The following is a 17,273-nucleotide window of genomic DNA, read 5'->3' as shown; positions in this document are numbered from 1 at the left end:
GTCGATGCAAGGAGTAGGTATGAGCAACGTCCTAGTTAAGCCAAAGACCGACCTGCCCGCCGTCACACTGCCCGACGTGACCCCTCTCTCCTCGCCCATGCTAGCCCAACTTACCGCCGCGTTGGGAGTCCCCCGCAATGTGCTCGCCGAGGACGACCAGATCGCCCATGCTTGGTCCCAGCTCCCACGCCTGATCAAGAAGATCCCTCCGCACCTGCGCGATGAGCGGATCGTCAAAATGTGTGTCGCCGTCGCCAGCGGTCTGTTCGACGCAGCCATCAACTACGTTTGGAACGCGGCCGTGGTGGAACTGCGTGACAAGGTGCGACGGTTCGGCATCAACGTCGTCCCTCAGATCCTCGACGACAAGTCCTTTGACGAGGACACGCTCCTCGACCTCAAGGACGCCGAGCTGCTCGACCTCTGCCGTAAGCTCAACCTGATCGGTGACGACGACTTCTTCTTCCTCGACCAGTGCAGGGCCACACGCAACAGTTTCTCTATCGCACACCCAGCTGCGGGGACGGTCGATGAAGACGAGTTCCTGAGCTTCCTAAGCCGCTGCCAGAAGCATGCGCTCTCGAGCGCCCACAACCCTAAGGGGGTGGACACAAAGTCCCTGCTCGCCGCGCTGAAAGCAACGAAGTTCAAGAAGGATCAACGACAAGAATGGGAACGCCGTATCCAGGAAACATTCGAGGCCCAGCGCGAGCTGATCTTCGTCATGTTACACGGCATCTACTGTGACCCAGCGTCGGGAGAGGAAGCCCGCCTAAACGCCATCGCAATCTGCGAATCGTTCAGTAACGACCTTAGCCCCCGGACCAGGTCGGCGCTGGTGGATCGACACCAGGACTATAAGGCAAAAGGCGACGAAGCCCGTCAGAAGGCTTCGCTGCAGTTCTTCGAGACGCTGGGCCAGTTGTCGCTGCTGAGCGAAGCCGAGGTTCACAGTATCTTCACATCAGCGAGTAGGAAGCTCTTAAGTGTGCACAATGGCTGGGATAACTTCCACAACGAGCCGCCCTTCGCCGATCGGCTCCTCAAGCTGTCGCGGAAAAACCGCGTTCCGGAAACAGCGCAGGCCACTTTTGTGGAGGCAGTCGTGACGGCAGCGACTGGCAACTCATACGGCGTTTCGAACGCGGCGTCGCCATCCTACAATGAGATGGTCAAGTCGTTCTCGCCAAACGAGGTCAAGCTGATGCTGGATCTACCGAAGGCCTCAACCCTCGTCGCAAGTCGCATCAACTCGAACAGCGGCTGCGAGAAGCGGTTCCGCTCGCTCGTCGCTCTCGTTGATGCCAAGACGGTTCCAACGGCCTCGAAGAGCCTTTACGCAAAATGGGTACCTAAGCCTTGATTCGCTGCGTTCCCGCTGACCCTGTTTCGCCCTTAGACTACTGTATGTAGGTGACCGGCAACCCGCTGGTTCGCAAAAAGGGGACGGCGAGGTTGAACGAGAAAGAACCCCGGGATCAGATCCCGTCGCCAAGGCGTCGGCCTTCTTGTCCAAAGCCCAGAAGGCAACCGAGGCGAAGGACGCACTAGGCATGATCGAGGCGCTTCATGCGAGTGGCTACCTCGCCGTCTGAAGCGTATGCTCCAGTCCAAATGGTCAAACTGCCTGCGGCCGATGTCGACGATAGCGTCGCAGAAGCGGTCGAAGGCGCGTATTACGCTGTCTCGACAGGACGCAGGGTCGGCAGCATAGGTGCCTAGCTCTGGAAGGCGGCTGACAACATCGCGAACGACCCGATGGAACCGCGGCCACCTCGATATGCGTGAGATCGATGACGCGTCGGACTGCGCCGGCGAGGTCGAACTGTCCCCCGACGGGCGACGCGAGGCCGACGATCTTGCCGAATACCGGCGGACCGAAGCAGACCAGAGCACTGGACGTGAAAACCCGCGAGCGCATTGCATTGGCCGTTGCCCAGGTGAACGGCTGCGACTACTGCCTGTCCGCTCATACCTTCTCGGCCTTAACCTGGCAAAGATCAGCCCCGAGGAGGTCGCGCTCAACCGCAAGGGCAAGGTCGAGCGATTCGAAGGCAGATTGCTCTGGCCGCGCAGCAGACGAAACAGGTCGGCCGCAAGTGCTGCTCTGACCGTCGATTGTTCAAAAGATTCGGCCGGCTTTCCCGGTGGATCGTGACGTGCTCCCCGTTTTGTCCTGGAGCGGGCGATGTATTTATGGCGCAAGGACTCAGGTTTCTTCTTCCAGATGCGAATCCCTGCCGGGCAAGTCGTAAACCTTGGTGCAACCCCTTTGCGCATATGGCTTGGAGCACTGAAAAGGCGTGAGGCGCAGCGTCGGGCGACGGCGCTCGCCGTGATGGCGTTCGAAGGATTGAATGCAGCCATGGACAGGGAGACGCTGACACGCAGCCTGAAGGCCTTGGCAGTGGAGCTTGAAGGACTCCGGCGCGACGAGTTTTCGGCAGGGCTAGGAGTCCTTGCCGCCGCTGTCCTTTCGCTCGCCTTTCGGGCGAGGGATCGAAGGCAGCCCCGGCATGCCTCGGCCGAGCGTAGCCGCCAGCCCGCCCGCCGTTGCCACGAAAAGGCTCTTGTCGCTGAATCCGTGCGAGGGTGCTCCAAACCATGTCATCACGCGGTCGGGGATATGAAAAATCTGTCCGAAAATATGGCTCACCAGGTACAGCGACAGGAAGGTGATGAGCACGTACCCGACGAGTAGCGCGCTCGGCCCGATGAGGTGTCCGCCCGTCTGTCCAAAAAACGCCGTCGCCCACATGACTTCGAGGCCTCCCACAATGAGCGGGAGCAGGATGAAAGCCGCCTCGAAAGCGAGCAGCCCCAGCACGGGCATGAGGAAGACCTGAAAGAGCAGCATCGCACCCATTTTTGACTGCTGCGCTAGGAAGTCCTCGCCATCCATGCGGATGAGCCGAAGGCCCATACGACGAGCGAAATCGCCGCTTCCAGGACCGCGAGGAGCCACAGCGACATGAACACCCACACGTAAATAAATGGCAGGATCGGCAGCACGTAAGCCCGGACCGCCCCGATGATCCTCTCCGCGCCTGGAATTCTCGCCCGTCAGGGCGCGCTGCGAACCTTGGTTCGCTTAAGCGCCGCCCTTAGTCAGGGGGACCGCCGTTTGGGTCTCCTGAAACCATCTTTGGGTGCGGGCTTTGGATCTTCAAGGCCTCGCCATACTATTGAATTGACCTTCGTTTTTTTGGTGAGCGGCGTTTCGCCCGGAACGCCTCGCGGCTTCAACAAACTTGGCCTGCGGATTTCTGTCGGGAGAGTTCCCAAACGCCGCCGGCGGATTCGCAAGAGAAGGAAAATTCGGATGCTGGACTTGAAAAAATGCGGGAACGGGAGCGCGGCCTACTGCAACGGAAAGCCAAGCTGGAGAGCGACCTGGCACGCCTCCGAACGAAGGAAAAGACGCGCACCGCAGGACTTTCAGCGGCTGAAGGGCCGTTCGTCCGTCGCCGCAGCCGCATACCGCTCGACTTCCTGCCTCACCGACCACCGTATCGGCGCGACGTTCGACTACACGAGAAAGCACAAGATTGCGGCATTCATCCTGACCCCCGAAAACGCGCCCGATTGGACCTGCGACCGCGAAGCCCTGTGGAATGCCTGCGAGTTCGTTGAACGTGCCAACGGTGTCGTCGGCCGCGAGGTGGAAATCAGCATCCCGCGCGACATTCCTGAATCCGACTGGCAGGCCTTCGCCGAGGAAATCTGTGCACGCTACGTCGAGGCCGGTGCCGTGGTTGATGTCGCCATTCACGCGCCGACCGCCGCCGACAAGAACAAGAATCCGCACATCCACGGGATGCTGACGACCCGCGCTGGATGCGGTCGGGCCGCATGGATTCGCATCCACTAAGAACGACGCCTTGATCCGGATTTTTGAGTCTGGAGGCCGCCACGGAGGCGGCAAGCGGGGCGATGCCCTGAAGGCCGAGCGCGAGCGCATTGCGGACATCGCTAACGCCTTCCTTGAGCGCGCAGGCAGCGCGCGCCGAGTCTCTCATAAGTCGTGGGCCGACCTTGGCATTGACCGCCAGCCGGAGCCGACCATGGGCGAGGGTCGGAAAGCCGCCGCCGTCAAGCGAAAGAAGCACGGCCGCCGCACCGCCCTTGTTTCAGGCATGCGCGCGACAAGGATTCAGGAAAACGAACTTGCCAGCGTAGAGGAGGAAATCATGGCAACGAACGCAACCAGGCAAGCACGCGCAGGCATCCGCCCACGGAGCCGCGCCGACTTCAAACAGAAGCTCCTCCGCGAGCGCTTCCCCGACCTCCCGAACGCCGAAGGCTGGGCGGGTTCCCTGCATTTCATTGACACGTCGAACTCCGGTCTTATCCGCATCGCCACGAAGGACGGCGGGCACGTCGAAATCCGCAACCGCCTCGCCAAGGTTGAATCCCTCGCCGACAGGTGGCGTAGCCGTGGCTTCACCGAGGTGACGGAGGCCCCCGACGGCGTGTGGATCGAGGTCGGAAAATGCCGATTGCAAGATCTCGGAGACGAACTGCGAATCCACGGCCCTGCCGCGTCGGACGCCGCTGTCCGTGAGGCCCCGTTGAATTTCGTGAGCCACGAAAATCAGGACGAGTCCCATGCGCTTCGGAGATACGTGTCCGCCCACGCTCACGGGCGGACCTATCCCGAGTTCGCGCGCTTCGATCCGGCAACGCAATGCTGGGTGGAATCCAATGCCACCGAGGCCGCCGGCCGATGCGACGGGAAAGCCTTCCGTCTGGTACGCCGCCCCGGCCTCCCATGGTGCCCATGGCTGGGACTGGACGCCCGCGTTGCCGAAGACCACGCCCTTCAGACCTTTTTCGAATTGCGCGCCCGCGAGCCGCACGACTGGCAGCGCCTATTCAAGGAAGTCACCTGCAACCGCAGTCAGGCCCTCCGGAACTGGCGTCGCGAAGGCCTTGCTATCCTGTCCCGTGTCCGTATGCAGGAGGCGCATGGCCCGACGTGTGCTTGCCTTCCACCCTCGCCGAGGAGTTCCGGATGCCCGGCCGGGGGATGCGCTCCCTGAAAAGGTTTTGACGCTGGCCGACTAGAGCTGCCCCATTAGATTGAGCAGGCCGCCCATAGGGGTGTTCCATGTTCGAAAAGGAATCTCGACCTTGGTGTTGTCAGGGGAGGTCTTGATCAGCTTCATTCCGCCCCTTTCGCGAGCGTCGATCGCGATGTCTCCGATTGGATCGAATTCGGCCCGCTCATCCCATTCGCCAAGCCGTTCCCAGAGTTTCCTATAAGCGGTTTCGAGCTTTTCGAAATACTCGGAGAACCAATGACCGTTGAGTGCTTCGACCAGTTCGGGAAGATCGGCGATCTTCTTATCGAGGCCGTGCATCGTTCCAATCAGATAGGATGCCCATTTGATGAGGTTGCCATATAGCGGCGGGACCTCTGCAAGAACTTGGTCGATGTCGCCGTGTGTCCGATAGGACAAAATGAATTCATTCGCTGATTGGTCTGTTTCCGAGAGTGCCTTGACGAACGTGCTGACATAACCGTCCGTCGGATCTGTACCCCAGTCTGCGCTCGCCCGAGTAGCGCCGTATTCTTCCCAGCATGCATCGGTGACCTCTAGTCGGAAACGGTCGAAGTAGTTCGATGCGCCTTCACGTAAAATCACGTTCGGAAATCGGTTGTCGAATGCTGTATGCAGCATCGCATGAGCGCATTCGTGTGCAAGGGTATGGACAGCCAGCGGGAATAATTCGGACTCAGGTTCTGCAAGGCCGAGGATCGCGTGGACGTGGAAGACCAAGTGGGTTTTGAGCTTTCCGTCTCTTAGAACCGCTGGTGCCATTGCTATGCCGATTACGCCGTCTTCGTCGGTGGAGGCCGTCAAAGGTCGGAGGCCTTCAATGCCGCGATCGAGGGCGGTCAAAGCTTCATGGTAGTCCCCAGAAATGGTAACGCCATCGACCCCGCTGAGGTCCATCGATCTGCCGAGAACCCTCATCGACCCTAATACTCGATAGGCAAACTCGCGAGCTTTGTCCTCGCTCTCAAACGGGCCGCTGAGGCTAACACCAACGTTAGTTGGCAGCGTTGTAGGCTCCTCGGAATCATCGACGGTGATGGGTTCGCTATCATCAGCCATGCAGGGTAACTCCAGTGTGACTGTAAGATCGGTATCGTGTTGCTTCTGTTCAAGAATATTCGCTGGTCGCTGCAAGGTCCGGGCTACGCCAAGGTGCGTTTTGCCTGCTCGGTGATCACACTTCTCAGCTCGGCTATTGAATACGGCGGGTTTCGGCGATGCACGACGTGATGACAATTTGCGCAGAGCGGCACCAGATCGCGGATCGGGTCGACCCGATAGGCTTCGCCAATCTCCGAGAGAGGCGTCAGGTGGTGAACGTGGATGAGATCGGCGCCAATCGGACCATACCTATCCTCATAGCTGAGAACGCATGCTTGGCATCGGTAGCCGAAGTGCCTGATACACTCTCGTCGAGCTTTAACGTTGCGTTCGTGTTTCGTGAGTTCGACTGTTCTTAGCTCGCCTTCGGTTAGGGCGTCAGCGGGAACGCCCAGGCTGCCGTTCGCCGGAGCAGCAGGAGGGGCGCGCCCGATTACGAAGTTCCCGGCGATTCCGGAGACGTGCATCTCCCAAATGCCCCACTGACCGATGGAAAGGCTGGATCCCGCCGGGGCGGGATGCAACTCCGATGCCATCTCTCCTGTCACCGGGTCGCGCCATAAGCGGCGCATGTCGCGATTTCGCTCATGGAGATACCACGCCGGCCACTCGCCAAGCTGGTATGCCCAGGATTCGGCACGAGCGTGACACCTGCGCGCGATGGCCAAGCATTCCGAAGCGGGTGGAACTGCTATTGAGATCCGGAAGTTGGGGCCTAGCTGATCTGGGGGTGGTGTTAAGTAGGCGTAGTTCTTCGTCTGCTTGACAAGCGACCATCCCCGCCTTGGAAGAACCACGCTCAACGTGAGGGAAGCGCCGAACCGATAGGTGTTCGGTCCATACTTCTTTGGTGCCTTCCCACTTGCACTGAACTCGATCACTTTGATCGGCCAACCTGGGGGGGTGTGGGTGCGCGCCGCTGGTTCGTCGAGTTCCCAGGTATCTGCCTCTTCTTTGGCCACGAATCTGTTTCCCGTTAGAGGGCGCTCGGTCTGGGTCTCAGGACCTAGTCGTCCTTCGACAACATGTGATCGCAGTAGTCGCAGAGTCGGGGATTGTTGACAGACTTGTTACTTATACTAAGTGACTCACCGCACCTCGCGCAGTCGCCGCCCACTGCATAGCCGCAGAAGAAGCATTTTACGGTGATGCCTGTTTCCACATATGTGGCGTTGTAGCACTCAGGACAGTCGTGAATCGTCGGCTCCAACCCTTCCTTGGCAGCCATGAAGTCATCAATGCCGAAGCCTGCCTGCACAATTATCTCGACGGTCTTCTCTGCTGAGAAAGCATCGCCGCATGCCTTGCAGCATCCCTCAATGTCACCTGGTTCGTCGTTGGTGTCGTCTTTCTGGTAAACGAGCGACGATCTACAGTTCGGGCACGAGATATCATCGCGTTCAGCAATCTCTGGCCACCAGGGAATTTTCTGGAATGTCGCGTTGCACGAGTCTTTCAGCTTTCTGAAGAACGCGCGTTCTGCAAGCATCAAATTCCACGTGTCGCCAAGCTCAACCTTGGGCGATTTCTCCAGTATTGCGAAGAATCCTTCCACCAAAGGAAAGCAATCGGCTATCACCTGTCGTATCGCTGGTTTCGGCGTTGCAGAGTGGTAGTGCTCAAAGTCATTCCGGAGCTTCTGGAGGCCTTTGATGTCGCCAGCAGGCCATGTGAGCTTGAAACCCTTGAAGCGCTCACGGAGTTCCGCAAGGTCAATAGTCTGCTGGCCCTTCGCTGCATATGCTACCTCGCCGTCGTCGTCCAAAATGGGGGCGAACTTCGATGCAAGGATTTCCATGGGGTCGGCGTCGTCTGGCGCAGCATTCAAAAGACACTGTTTTCCAAGAAGTAGCACCCCCGCGTAGAAATTCCGCAGCGCGCTTATCGGCCGAAGTTCGTCGTTGGATTGAAAATCCTGGATACCAAGCCTGATCGAGGCGATGGCGTTCTCGTAGATGTCACTCATCACCTATGAATCCTTGGTCCGCGTGGCAGCCATTGCGGCCACGTGGTCGAACATCTTCTTCAGATGCTTGCTCATGAGCACTTGTACGGTCTTCGGAGCCTGTCCGCTATCGTAGACGGAGCCTTCGATAGCTTCTCGGAACTGCTTCACGGCGGCGCTGGGTGTGGTTCCCGCGAGATGGGCGTAGTTGCTTGCTGACAGCAGGGCAAGCGCATGAAAGGCGTGCTCAAGAGCCAGCAGCCTCGCCAAGTCATCTTCGCCCCAATTGACGCTCATTGTTCGCTCGCTCCGCCCTGCGCGATCTCTGACCGATTCCCCCTCGCTTCTCAATGTTGACAACGGAATCCTTGGCGCTGTACACCCTTGCGTACACCAATCAGGTGTACGTTTCTTGATTCTGGCGATTTCGGTCAACGCTATTCGCGCTTTAGAATTCAATGACTTAAGGGCGGACTACTCGCAAAGTCCCTCCGGGCCGAAGCAGCTTTCGAAATCATTGCATTCCAAGCAACTGGGCGCGCTGCAGAGCGAAAAACCTTCGGCCTCGCAGAGCTTGCGGTAAAAGTATTTCTTCCATTTCATGTTTTGGGTGTTGCCGGCCGCCAGCGTCGGAAAATGCGAGGCGAGCAGGCGGCCGAGGTCGTTTCGATTAAAAAGGCCAAGCTCCTGCCAGAGATGGTCATTGCGCATGGCACGCCGGGCGATGATCTTGGCGAAGCGGGCGCTCGCCGGGTCGCCATGTCGGGCATGCGCCAGCAGCAGTCCATGCAGAAGTTCTTCTTCCAGATCCGGCTCGGGCTCGCTCACCTCTTTCAAGGCAAACGCGTTGATAGGAATAGCAGGGAAACAGCGGGCCAGGACATCGCGCAGCTCGGCGCGCGAAAGTCCGGTTGCCTCCGTCGCCGTCGCCTCGCCGGCCTCGATCTCCTCGAGCGCACGTGAAAGCACACAGGCAAGTACATGCTGGTCGAACCTCCTCTCCAGCTCGATCTGCGGCCATTGGCCGGTGCTGAGCCGGGCATAGTGTTGGGCGAATATGGTGTTGTTCTCCTGGTTGTCCTATCAAGCCATTCAGCGACCGGTCGGCCGCAACATGGGCAGTTCTTTGGTATGGCACTCCGGATCGCCTCGCGTCGAGTAGTTCGGCAATTTTCGTCTGGTCCATCGGCTCTGTCGCAAATTCTGTGATTGGAAGAGGTGTTTCCGAACCCCGCCCTGCCGTTTGCGCCTCATGGGGAACACCTCGGCGCCGGAAATGCCCCCGCGGAGTTGGACGTGGACCGTGCTGGGACAGAGGTCGCGTGCCGTCCTTTCCAGTGCGGCCACATGGTCGACCCCATTCAAGCCCGCTAGACTCTCGGTTGAATGACGTCCGATTCAAAGCGTCCGCGGGTGAGTTCCAGCGCACGTTCAGGACAGGATCGCGCGCCTCGCGATGCACGCAGCTCCTCCCCTTCCGCAACTTCAATGTCACCATGCAGGATGTAACCCTCGTCATCAAGCTTGAAGATGTCCGGCGCTTGCACCGCGCATCGCGCGTGACCCTGGCATTTGGCATTTTGGACGATGATGCGCATGGCGCTGCCTCCATTGTCTGTGCCCCGGCTCGGGGCGGGCCTAAGACCAGTCCAGGATCAAATTTTCGATCCCGAACACATGGCCCCCAGAGGTTACGGGTGCCGTACCCTGCTTGATCCTGAAAGGTGGGATGCGCGCCAGCCACTCCTCCAGGCCAATGACAATCTCCCGCCGGGCAAGGTGTGAGCCAAGGCAACGGTGGGGACCATAGCCAAACGCTGCGTGGCGGTTGTCCTCTCGCTCCAAATCGATCGTGTTGGGGCATTCGAATTCCGCCGGGTCACGATTGGCAATCATCGTGGCGCAGGAAACATAGTCCCCCTTCCGGATCGGCGCGCCTTCGAAGTCGATATCTTTCGTAGCCACGCGGATCAACTGAATGGGCGGATAGGCCCGCAGCAATTCTTCGGTTGCAAGCGGGATGCGGTCCGGTTCGCTCCGCAGCAATTGCTGATCTTTGAGGTTCCGCGCGAGGTACGCCAAGTCAAAGCCTATAGCTGCTGCGACCGTGTCGAGCCCAGCGACGAAGACAAGCACGCCGATGCCGCGGACTTGGGTGTCCGTCAGCCGGCGGCCCTCGACCTGTGCCTGCACGATAAAGGTCATGAAATCGTCAACCGCCTCCTGGCGGCGCATGGCTGCAAGTTCGTCGATGAATGCCACGATCGTCCGGGCAGCCACAGGTCGTTCCTTATCGTCGCCGTGGAGCAGATCTTTCCCCCAGCCGACGAATGTATCGAGTCGGTCATCGGGCAACCCCAGAAAGCGAAGAAAGGTGCTCACCGCGAAAGGAAAGGCAAAATCCTTCATCACGTCGCAGCTTGTGCCCGACGCGGCGATCCTTTCGATCAGCTCGACCGCCCGTTCGCGGACAGCCGGTTCCAAAGCCAACACCCGCTTTGGCGAAAGCAGCGGATTGAGCAGTGAGCGAAAGACGCCATGGGCCGGTGGATCGAGCTCAAGCGGGATCGTCGGCCAGTTTTCACCCAGTATGGAGGAGAAGATGCTGCGATGGCTGGAAAAAGTCTCTGCGTCCTGCAGCACCTTCCGCTGGTCCGCGGCACGGGTGATGACCCAGGTACCCCGGCCATCTTGCGTGTTGTAGCGGGAGTAAAAGATCGGAGGCCCGTCATGTACGCAAGCGACAGCTGCGTGTGGATCCCCGTTGGGTGTTGGTGGCATCCCTGGCGATGTAAACAGGCTGAAGTCCCTCACCATTTCGGGCGGGACATGATCTGGAACGGGGTTGGTCGCCATTTTGTTTTCTCTACATTGGCGTTCATGGCTCGATTGAGATTGCACCGCTGTTCATAAAGTCGATTTCCAGCATGGGCACGTCTCTTGTCGGGCGCCTTCTAGATTCTGTCGCCTGATACAGCCCACCTGCACCAGCGCGGATGAGATCGGTTGCGAAGTCGATCAGAAGGGGCATCTCCGCCGCGCTGCGGTCATGAAGCAAAGCCGCCGCTTATCCCCGTTAGGGTTGAGAGGCTGGTCAATCACCTCTGAGCTCCGTGACGCACTGCTGATGCCCTGCTGATCAAATTATCGAAGCAAGTCGCGTGCCGGATAGGCGTACCCATGGCGCTGCACCAAGCAATGCCAGCCTGCACTAGGCCCGCCGCTGATGATCACCTGTCCATCATTGTTAGGACAACGTCCGACAACCGACATCCGTGGTCGGTTTGTCGAGTCCGCGACATCGGGCTGTTCGGCTTGGCTGCTGCTGCACTGCCGGTCGACGAGCGAGGAGATCGCTCGCACGGCCCGGATTGAGCAACGACGCGATCCAGCGCAAGGATCGGGTGCGGTCCGACAATACCCGGCGGCGCTTGCGCGCGATGATCGAAATTATCAACAAGGTCGAGCCGCGCTTCGTTGTATCGCTCTGCAGCCGCTGCAAGGATTTCCGGCTAGACGGCGATGCACTCGTGCGCAGCGGTCCGGCGACGACTAGCTTGACTGTATCGATGCCGTCGATTCCGGCGTGCATCATCTGACCGTGCGTATGCGCTACGACGGCAAGCTTTTCCGCACATGGACCTAAATTTCCTCGCGAGCCGCTGTCGGAACGTGGAGCCGAGTCCTATGGCGGCCGGTTCAATCCGAGGGCCTGTCGGCTCTACACATCCCTGTCGGTCGGACCGGGAACGCGTGGCAGACTCTCGGCCAGAAACCGCCAGTCGCTGCGCTCGCGTTCGCCTTCCTTGCGCGTGCCGAAGAACTGGATGATCATCTTGCCGTCGGCGCCATAGGCTTCAACGGACGTGACGTGACCGTCCCTCGTCGGCTTGCGCACGGCCCAGACCTCGCGGATGTGATGGGTCCTAAGATGCAGATGGAAGGTCTCGTCTAGCACATTGATCCGCGGCCCGATCTGCTTGACCGACTTGATCGGGCCGGAATGGATCTGGATGCAACCACGATTGCCGACAAAGCACATGATCGGCATCTCGTCTTCGGCCGCCTGTTGGAACAGGGCGCCAACGGCATCATTGTCGAGCAGCCAGGCGTAATCCTCGTCGGCCATACGCATCGCCTGGCAGCGGCTGAGCTTCAGTGTTTTCAACATATGGTAGAACTGATGCACGTCGCTCAGCCGGCTCCAGTGCTCGCGTAGGTCGTCGACCGTGGCGGCTTGGTCTGGACTCACTGCGTTATCGCGCGCCCCGCTCGCCTCGACCGATATGATCGGCTCCTGGTCGGAGGATACGAGCTCTGCCGCCAGATTCTGATAGGCGTGCAGGTTCGAGGCGGGCCTGAGATGTACTTTGTGCATCGCCTCGCCGGTGGCATCAAAGAATTGCAGGCTGCGGCGGATCTCGGCTCCCTCGCGCTTCTCGACGGCGAAGCCATACGCCCACGCTTTCGGGAAGATGCGCAGGTCGATCTCGTCGCCGAGCACCATGGCATGCGGGTTGCCGGTGACCACTTTGTCGTACACGCCAATCTTTTGGTGCACGGCACTTTGGTTGCGGGTGACCGCCATCACCTCGCCGACCGCTTCGAGGCCGGTCAGCAGATCATCGACGCGCGGCTCGATGCGCACCGCGCCGTGACCACAATGCGCCGCGACCAATTCGGCTTCCGAAATGCCCAATCGAGCGGCGAGATCATGCTCCCGGATTTTCGGATTGTCTTCGCACGCCCGCCGGATTTCGTCCGGCGATGGTTTCTCGCGCTGGTCCATGTCTTACCCCTGCTTCCACCTACGTGTGAGGATCAGCTGCACTGCCCGGGAATCTTCAGCCGATAAGGCGCGCCGAAATGCTCGACCCTGATCTGCTGCTGGCCCGTGAACAAAGTGTCGCTGGACAGCGTGCGCACGTCGTCGCACCCGCGCGAAAACCGGGGGTGCTATCGGAGCGGCGAGACCCGAGTGACACGTGCAGGCACATGCCGATGGAATCTCATCGAGCCGGTCGGTGGCCACCGGGTGGTGGTGAGCGATTGTGGGTGTTGTCGCAATCGGCCAATCGGTCATTCGGATGCCACGGGCGGCGCTGCTTCGCCAAACAAAGCGTGTCTGACCCAGTCCTGACATGTTGCTCCCTTGCTTCGCCGCATCGATCGCGAGGGCACCCACGACACGATTGTGGATCGGCAGTCTCTTGCCGCCTCGCCAGTGGAGCTTCAAAAACTGTGCCAATTGCGCCGAAGCAAGCCCAGAAGGAGTCTTCTGTAATGGTCATTGGTTTAATGTGAGTTCAGCCAACAACTCAGGCCCAACATCCCGCGTGGCGGACCCGACAAACCCGACAGTACGTGTCGGTTGGCCGACACCTTCGCAGCGATGGACTCACAAGAACCACCGCAGGGTCAGAGATGCCGCGCTGTGTTGAAACATTTTTTCGCTTTGGCACGGTGCATGCAACGTGATGCGCAAGCAGGTCCCGGACTGAGGAGAATGGAGCCATGATTACGCTCACCGACAACGCTGTTGCCGCCATCAAGACTGCTCTTTCCCGCGCCAGCGAGCCGGCGGAAGGCTTTCGCATCATGGTCCAGGCCGGCGGCTGCGCCGGCTTCAAATACTTAATGGGCCTGGAGAGCGTGTCGCGCGAGGGCGACGCGATCACCGAGACAGATGGGATCAAGCTGTTCGTGGATGCGGGCTCCCAACCGCATGTCGCCGGCATGACCGTCGACTTCCTCACCGGGCTCGAATCTTCCGGCTTTGTCTTCGATAACCCCAACGCGCGCGAGAAGTGCGGCTGCGGCAAGTCCTTCAGTTGATCGCCCGAAGCGCCTGTGCGGGTCCATGAAGCGATTGCCGCCGACGGACTCATTTGCGGCAGAGGAGGCTTATATGGCCGGCACAACAGATGTCCCTGTCCTCAAGAACAAGGCAAGGTCGAAGCCGATCTTGGGACCGGCAATCGCTTCAGGTAGGATGCAAAGAACGTCGCCTCCCGAAACAGTTCGGTTCCTGGTGGCACCCAAGCTGCTGGCGGCCAAATCGCGCCGCTGCGCCAAATTCGGCTTATCGATAACGTTGTCGTGTTCGGGCGTCCTTACCTGCGGGCTGACGGCGGCGACTGCGGACTTGGCCATGCCGACGCCGATCCGGTCTACGTCAAACTCTCGGGCGTCCGCGCCGGCTGCCAGTTCGGGCCCATCATCATCAACGGCATACGCCAGAGGCTCAATGAGGCGGTCGCGCGCTCGCGTCATTCCGGTCAACTGAGGATCGCACATGAAACCTGTCTACCTCGACAACAACGCAACCACACGGGTCGATCCTGAGGTCGTGCAAGCGATGTTGCCGTTCTTTAGGGATCAATTCGGCAACCCTTCGTCGGCGCACGCTCTTGGCGCCTCAGTCAGTGCGGCGGTGAGAAAGGCGCGGAGGCAGTTGCAAGCTCTGATCGGCGCGGAGTTCGACGATGAGATCACCTTCACCTCGGGTGGGACAGAAAGCGACAATGCAGCGCTTCTTTCGGCGCTCGAGGCGGCGCCCAACCGAACCGAAATCGTGACGTCCGCGGTCGAGCATCCCGCCGTGCTGACGCTCTGCGCGCATCTTGAGAAGACCCGCCGCGTCAAGGTGCACAGGATCCCGGTGGATTGCCGTGGCCGGCTCGACCTCGACGCCTATATGGCCGCCCTCACCCCACAGGTGGCAATCGTCTCGATAATGTGGGCGAACAATGAGACTGGTGTGATCTTCCCCGTGGCCAGGCTTGCCGAGTTGGCCAAGGAAGTGGGCGCCCTTTTCCATACCGATGCTGTGCAGACGGTCGGCAAACTTCCGATGGACCTGAAGTCGACCGCAATCGACATGCTGTCGCTCTCCGGCCACAAGCTGCACGGGCCGAAAGGGATCGGCGCGCTTTTCGTAAAACGTGGCGTCAATTTCCACTCGCTGATCAAGGGGGGCCACCAAGAACACAACCGGCGTGCTGGCACCGAGAATACGCCCGGCATAGTCGGGCTCGGCATGGCGGCCGAACTCGCCTTGAAATTCATGGACGACGAGACCACACGGGTAAAGTCGCTCCGCGACCGTTTAGAGGACGGGATTCTCCAGCGCATCCCAAGCACCTGTGTCACCGGTGATCCCCTGGAACGGTTGCCCAACACCGCAAACATCTCCTTCGAAGATGTCGAAAGTGATGGAATTCCACTCCTCCTCAGCCGCGTGGGCATCGCGTGTTCCTCCGGCTCTGCCTGCACCTCCGGCTCTCTGGAACCGAGCCATGTCCTGAGCGCGATGAAAACGCCACACGCGGCAGTCCGCTTCTCCTTGGCGCGGGACAACGGCGAAGCGGACGTCGACCGGGTGCTCGAGGTCATGCCGGCAATCGTGGAGAAGCTGCGTGGCTTTCCCAGTTCTGGGCCGGGTAACCGAAGCTCCGAAGACGGTCAATCCGGTCTATGCCTGAGCGGCAGCAGAACCGGCTACCGTTCATGACCCGTCATGTCTTTCTCAACGATACGACCTTGCGCGATGGCGAGCAGGCGCCCGGCGTCGCCTTTACGACGACGGAAAAGCTGGAGATCGCCGAGTCTCTTGCGGCGGCCGGCGTCACAGAGATCGATATCGGCACGCCGGTCATGGGCGCCGACGAGATCGAAACAATTCGCGCCGTGGTCGCGCGGTGTCTCCCGGTTCGGCTCATGGCCTGGTGCCGGATGACGTCGCTGGATCTCGATGCAGCGATCGAGAGCGGCGTCCACGCCATCAATCTATCGCTGCCTGCGTCGGACATCCAACTTGCCGCCAAGCTCGGCCTCGATAAGGCGGGAGCGCTCCAGGTCATCGAACGTATGGTCAGGCGCGCAGCCGCCGCCGGCTTCTTCGTCGCGGTGGGCTGCGAGGACGCCTCGCGGGCCAATCGGGATCATCTCGCCCGCGTCATCGAGACGGCTGCACGCGCCGGCGCAAGCCGCGTCAGGCTAGCCGACACAGTCGGCGTTCTCGACCCGTTTTCGACCTTCGAACTTGTCGCCCAGCTCGTGCCGCAGTCTCCAATCGAGCTTGAATTTCATGCGCACAACGATCTCGGACTTGCTGCCGCCAACACGCTGGCCGCGATCCGCGCAGGCGCGCGCCATGCGTCCGTCACCGTCCTGGGGCTCGGCGAGCGTGCGGGCAATGCCGCGCTGGAAGAGGTGGCCGCCGCGATGGCGGTCCTCGACGGCGCGGATACCGGCATCGAGCTGACCGCATTGCCCGACCTCGCCGCCCAGGTGGCTTGGGCCGCCCGCCGGCAGACCGCGGCCATTAAACCGGTCGTCGGCGCCGATGTTTTCACGCACGAATCCGGCATTCACGTCGCAGGGCTGCTGAAGGACTCGCGTACTTATCAGGGGCTCGATCCGGCTCTCGTGGGCCGCTGCCGGCGTATCGTCATCGGCAAGCATTCCGGCGCCACTGCGATTGCCCATGTGCTGAGCGAAAGCGGCCGCGATCTCGACCCGGATCTGGCAGCCGCGATGGTGGCCCGCGCCCGGCGCGAGGCGACCGAGACCAAATCGACCGTCACTGCAACTCAACTGGTCGAGCTCTACGATGGAATGTGCAGCGAGGCATCCCTCGCGGAGCTGTGCGGGTCCAGGTCAGCCGTGCGCGAGCGCACCGACACCACAGTTTTCCGACCAGGGAGAATGCAATGAATTGTTCCGCTGACAGCCGCCCTATCGACGTCACCGACATCCTCGCACGACTGAAGCGCCTGTCGGCTGCGGAGGAGTTCTTCGCAGTCCTTGGCGTCTCCTATGATCCGAAGGTGCTGAATGTCTCGCGGCTCCATATCATGAAGCGCGTGGGCCAATACCTTGCCGAAGAAGATTTCTCCGGTCTGCCCGACCAGGTGATTGCCGCGCGGGTGCGCGCGACGCTCGAACGCGCTTACGAAGACTTCGCGATTTCCTCGCCGCTCTCGCATCGGGTCTTCAAGGTGCTCAAAGACCACGATCCGAACAAACCTGCCACGCCGGGCCGCACCTTTGTCCCGTTCGACTCCGTACTGAAGCGGTTCGGACAGGAATGACCGCGACACGGGTTGCGACGCGACAATGTCGAGAAGCCGACAAATCCGTCATCACCACGGCGCCCTCGG

The 17,273-nt window shown here is 60.3% G+C and carries 18 protein-coding genes and 2 pseudogenes; 10 read left to right on the top strand and 10 right to left on the bottom strand.

Annotated elements, in window-relative coordinates; translation table 11 throughout:
* Positions 1 to 19: 19 nt before the first annotated feature.
* Positions 20 to 1,363 carry a hypothetical protein gene (locus NKH41_RS19825; protein ID WP_352747977.1) on the top strand — a complete coding sequence of 448 codons (1,344 nt, stop codon included), beginning with the start codon at positions 20 to 22 and terminating at the stop codon, positions 1,361 to 1,363.
* Between the two features lie 526 nt (positions 1,364 to 1,889).
* A pseudogene (locus tag NKH41_RS34150) lies at positions 1,890 to 2,035 on the top strand (carboxymuconolactone decarboxylase family protein); the annotation flags it as partial.
* A 414-nt stretch (positions 2,036 to 2,449) separates the two neighbouring features.
* Here NKH41_RS34150 and NKH41_RS19815 read toward each other — a convergent pair.
* Positions 2,450 to 2,866 carry a hypothetical protein gene (locus NKH41_RS19815; protein ID WP_352933416.1) on the bottom strand — a complete coding sequence of 139 codons (417 nt, stop codon included), beginning with the start codon at positions 2,864 to 2,866 and terminating at the stop codon, positions 2,450 to 2,452.
* Between the two features lie 456 nt (positions 2,867 to 3,322).
* On the opposite strand from NKH41_RS19815, the gene NKH41_RS19810 reads away from it, so the two are divergent.
* Positions 3,323 to 3,871, top strand: a complete 549-nt coding sequence (locus tag NKH41_RS19810; RefSeq protein ID WP_352933413.1) for a MobA/MobL family protein — start codon at positions 3,323 to 3,325, stop codon at positions 3,869 to 3,871.
* A 10-nt stretch (positions 3,872 to 3,881) separates the two neighbouring features.
* Positions 3,882 to 5,042: a MobA/MobL family protein gene (locus tag NKH41_RS19805; RefSeq protein ID WP_352933410.1), complete on the top strand. Its 1,161-nt coding sequence runs from the start codon at positions 3,882 to 3,884 to the stop codon at positions 5,040 to 5,042.
* A gap of 21 nt (positions 5,043 to 5,063) precedes the next feature.
* Here the strand turns inward: NKH41_RS19805 and NKH41_RS19800 are convergent, their stop codons facing one another.
* The 7 genes from NKH41_RS19800 to NKH41_RS19770 form a co-directional block, all read right to left on the bottom strand.
* Positions 5,064 to 6,122 carry a hypothetical protein gene (locus tag NKH41_RS19800; RefSeq protein ID WP_352933407.1) on the bottom strand — a complete coding sequence of 353 codons (1,059 nt, stop codon included), beginning with the start codon at positions 6,120 to 6,122 and terminating at the stop codon, positions 5,064 to 5,066.
* Between the two features lie 83 nt (positions 6,123 to 6,205).
* Positions 6,206 to 7,126, bottom strand: coding sequence for an HNH endonuclease (locus tag NKH41_RS19795; protein WP_352933405.1), 921 nt, complete (start codon positions 7,124 to 7,126; stop codon positions 6,206 to 6,208).
* 44 nt (positions 7,127 to 7,170) lie between these two features.
* Entirely contained in the window at positions 7,171 to 8,130 is a 960-nt protein-coding gene (locus NKH41_RS19790) for a hypothetical protein (protein WP_352933402.1), read from the bottom strand.
* 3 nt (positions 8,131 to 8,133) lie between these two features.
* Positions 8,134 to 8,406: a hypothetical protein gene (locus NKH41_RS19785; RefSeq protein WP_352933400.1), complete on the bottom strand. Its 273-nt coding sequence runs from the start codon at positions 8,404 to 8,406 to the stop codon at positions 8,134 to 8,136.
* Between the two features lie 177 nt (positions 8,407 to 8,583).
* Entirely contained in the window at positions 8,584 to 9,168 is a 585-nt protein-coding gene (locus tag NKH41_RS19780) for a nitrogen fixation protein NifQ (protein ID WP_352748038.1), read from the bottom strand.
* Between the two features lie 311 nt (positions 9,169 to 9,479).
* Positions 9,480 to 9,707, bottom strand: a complete 228-nt coding sequence (locus tag NKH41_RS19775) for a ferredoxin (RefSeq protein ID WP_352933397.1) — start codon at positions 9,705 to 9,707, stop codon at positions 9,480 to 9,482.
* 40 nt (positions 9,708 to 9,747) lie between these two features.
* Positions 9,748 to 10,965 carry a cytochrome P450 gene (locus NKH41_RS19770; protein ID WP_352933395.1) on the bottom strand — a complete coding sequence of 406 codons (1,218 nt, stop codon included), beginning with the start codon at positions 10,963 to 10,965 and terminating at the stop codon, positions 9,748 to 9,750.
* Between the two features lie 478 nt (positions 10,966 to 11,443).
* On the opposite strand from NKH41_RS19770, the pseudogene NKH41_RS19765 reads away from it, so the two are divergent.
* Positions 11,444 to 11,755 (top strand): annotated as a pseudogene (locus NKH41_RS19765) (hypothetical protein); the annotation flags it as partial.
* Positions 11,756 to 11,830: 75 nt separating this feature from the next.
* On the opposite strand, the gene NKH41_RS19760 reads toward NKH41_RS19765, so the two are convergent.
* Positions 11,831 to 12,898 (bottom strand): hemin-degrading factor, encoded by a 1,068-nt coding sequence (locus tag NKH41_RS19760; protein ID WP_352480502.1) that lies wholly within the window; start codon positions 12,896 to 12,898, stop codon positions 11,831 to 11,833.
* A gap of 32 nt (positions 12,899 to 12,930) precedes the next feature.
* Entirely contained in the window at positions 12,931 to 13,035 is a 105-nt protein-coding gene (gene hemP / locus NKH41_RS19755) for a hemin uptake protein HemP (protein WP_352480503.1), read from the bottom strand.
* 588 nt (positions 13,036 to 13,623) lie between these two features.
* Here hemP and NKH41_RS19750 point away from each other — a divergent pair.
* The 5 genes from NKH41_RS19750 (at position 13,624) to nifW (ending at position 17,204) form a co-directional block, all read left to right on the top strand.
* Positions 13,624 to 13,944, top strand: a complete 321-nt coding sequence (locus tag NKH41_RS19750; protein ID WP_023678237.1) for a HesB/IscA family protein — start codon at positions 13,624 to 13,626, stop codon at positions 13,942 to 13,944.
* A gap of 264 nt (positions 13,945 to 14,208) precedes the next feature.
* Entirely contained in the window at positions 14,209 to 14,454 is a 246-nt protein-coding gene (locus tag NKH41_RS19745) for a NifU family protein (protein ID WP_352480504.1), read from the top strand.
* Positions 14,405 to 15,622 carry a cysteine desulfurase NifS gene (gene nifS, locus NKH41_RS19740; protein WP_352516050.1) on the top strand — a complete coding sequence of 406 codons (1,218 nt, stop codon included), beginning with the start codon at positions 14,405 to 14,407 and terminating at the stop codon, positions 15,620 to 15,622. Before NKH41_RS19745 ends, nifS begins: the two co-directional genes overlap by 50 nt.
* Entirely contained in the window at positions 15,619 to 16,827 is a 1,209-nt protein-coding gene (nifV, locus tag NKH41_RS19735; RefSeq protein ID WP_352933390.1) for a homocitrate synthase, read from the top strand. The genes nifS and nifV overlap by 4 nt, the downstream gene beginning before the upstream one ends.
* Entirely contained in the window at positions 16,824 to 17,204 is a 381-nt protein-coding gene (nifW, locus tag NKH41_RS19730) for a nitrogenase stabilizing/protective protein NifW (protein ID WP_352480507.1), read from the top strand. The genes nifV and nifW overlap by 4 nt, the downstream gene beginning before the upstream one ends.
* The last annotated feature ends 69 nt before the right edge of the window (positions 17,205 to 17,273 follow it).

This window comes from Mesorhizobium sp. M1169 (assembly GCF_040318345.1).
In the GTDB taxonomy this organism is placed as follows: Bacteria; Pseudomonadota; Alphaproteobacteria; order Rhizobiales; family Rhizobiaceae; genus Mesorhizobium.
The sequence above is the reverse complement of the archived record's forward strand: the minus strand, read 5'-3'. Positions and strand labels throughout refer to the sequence as shown.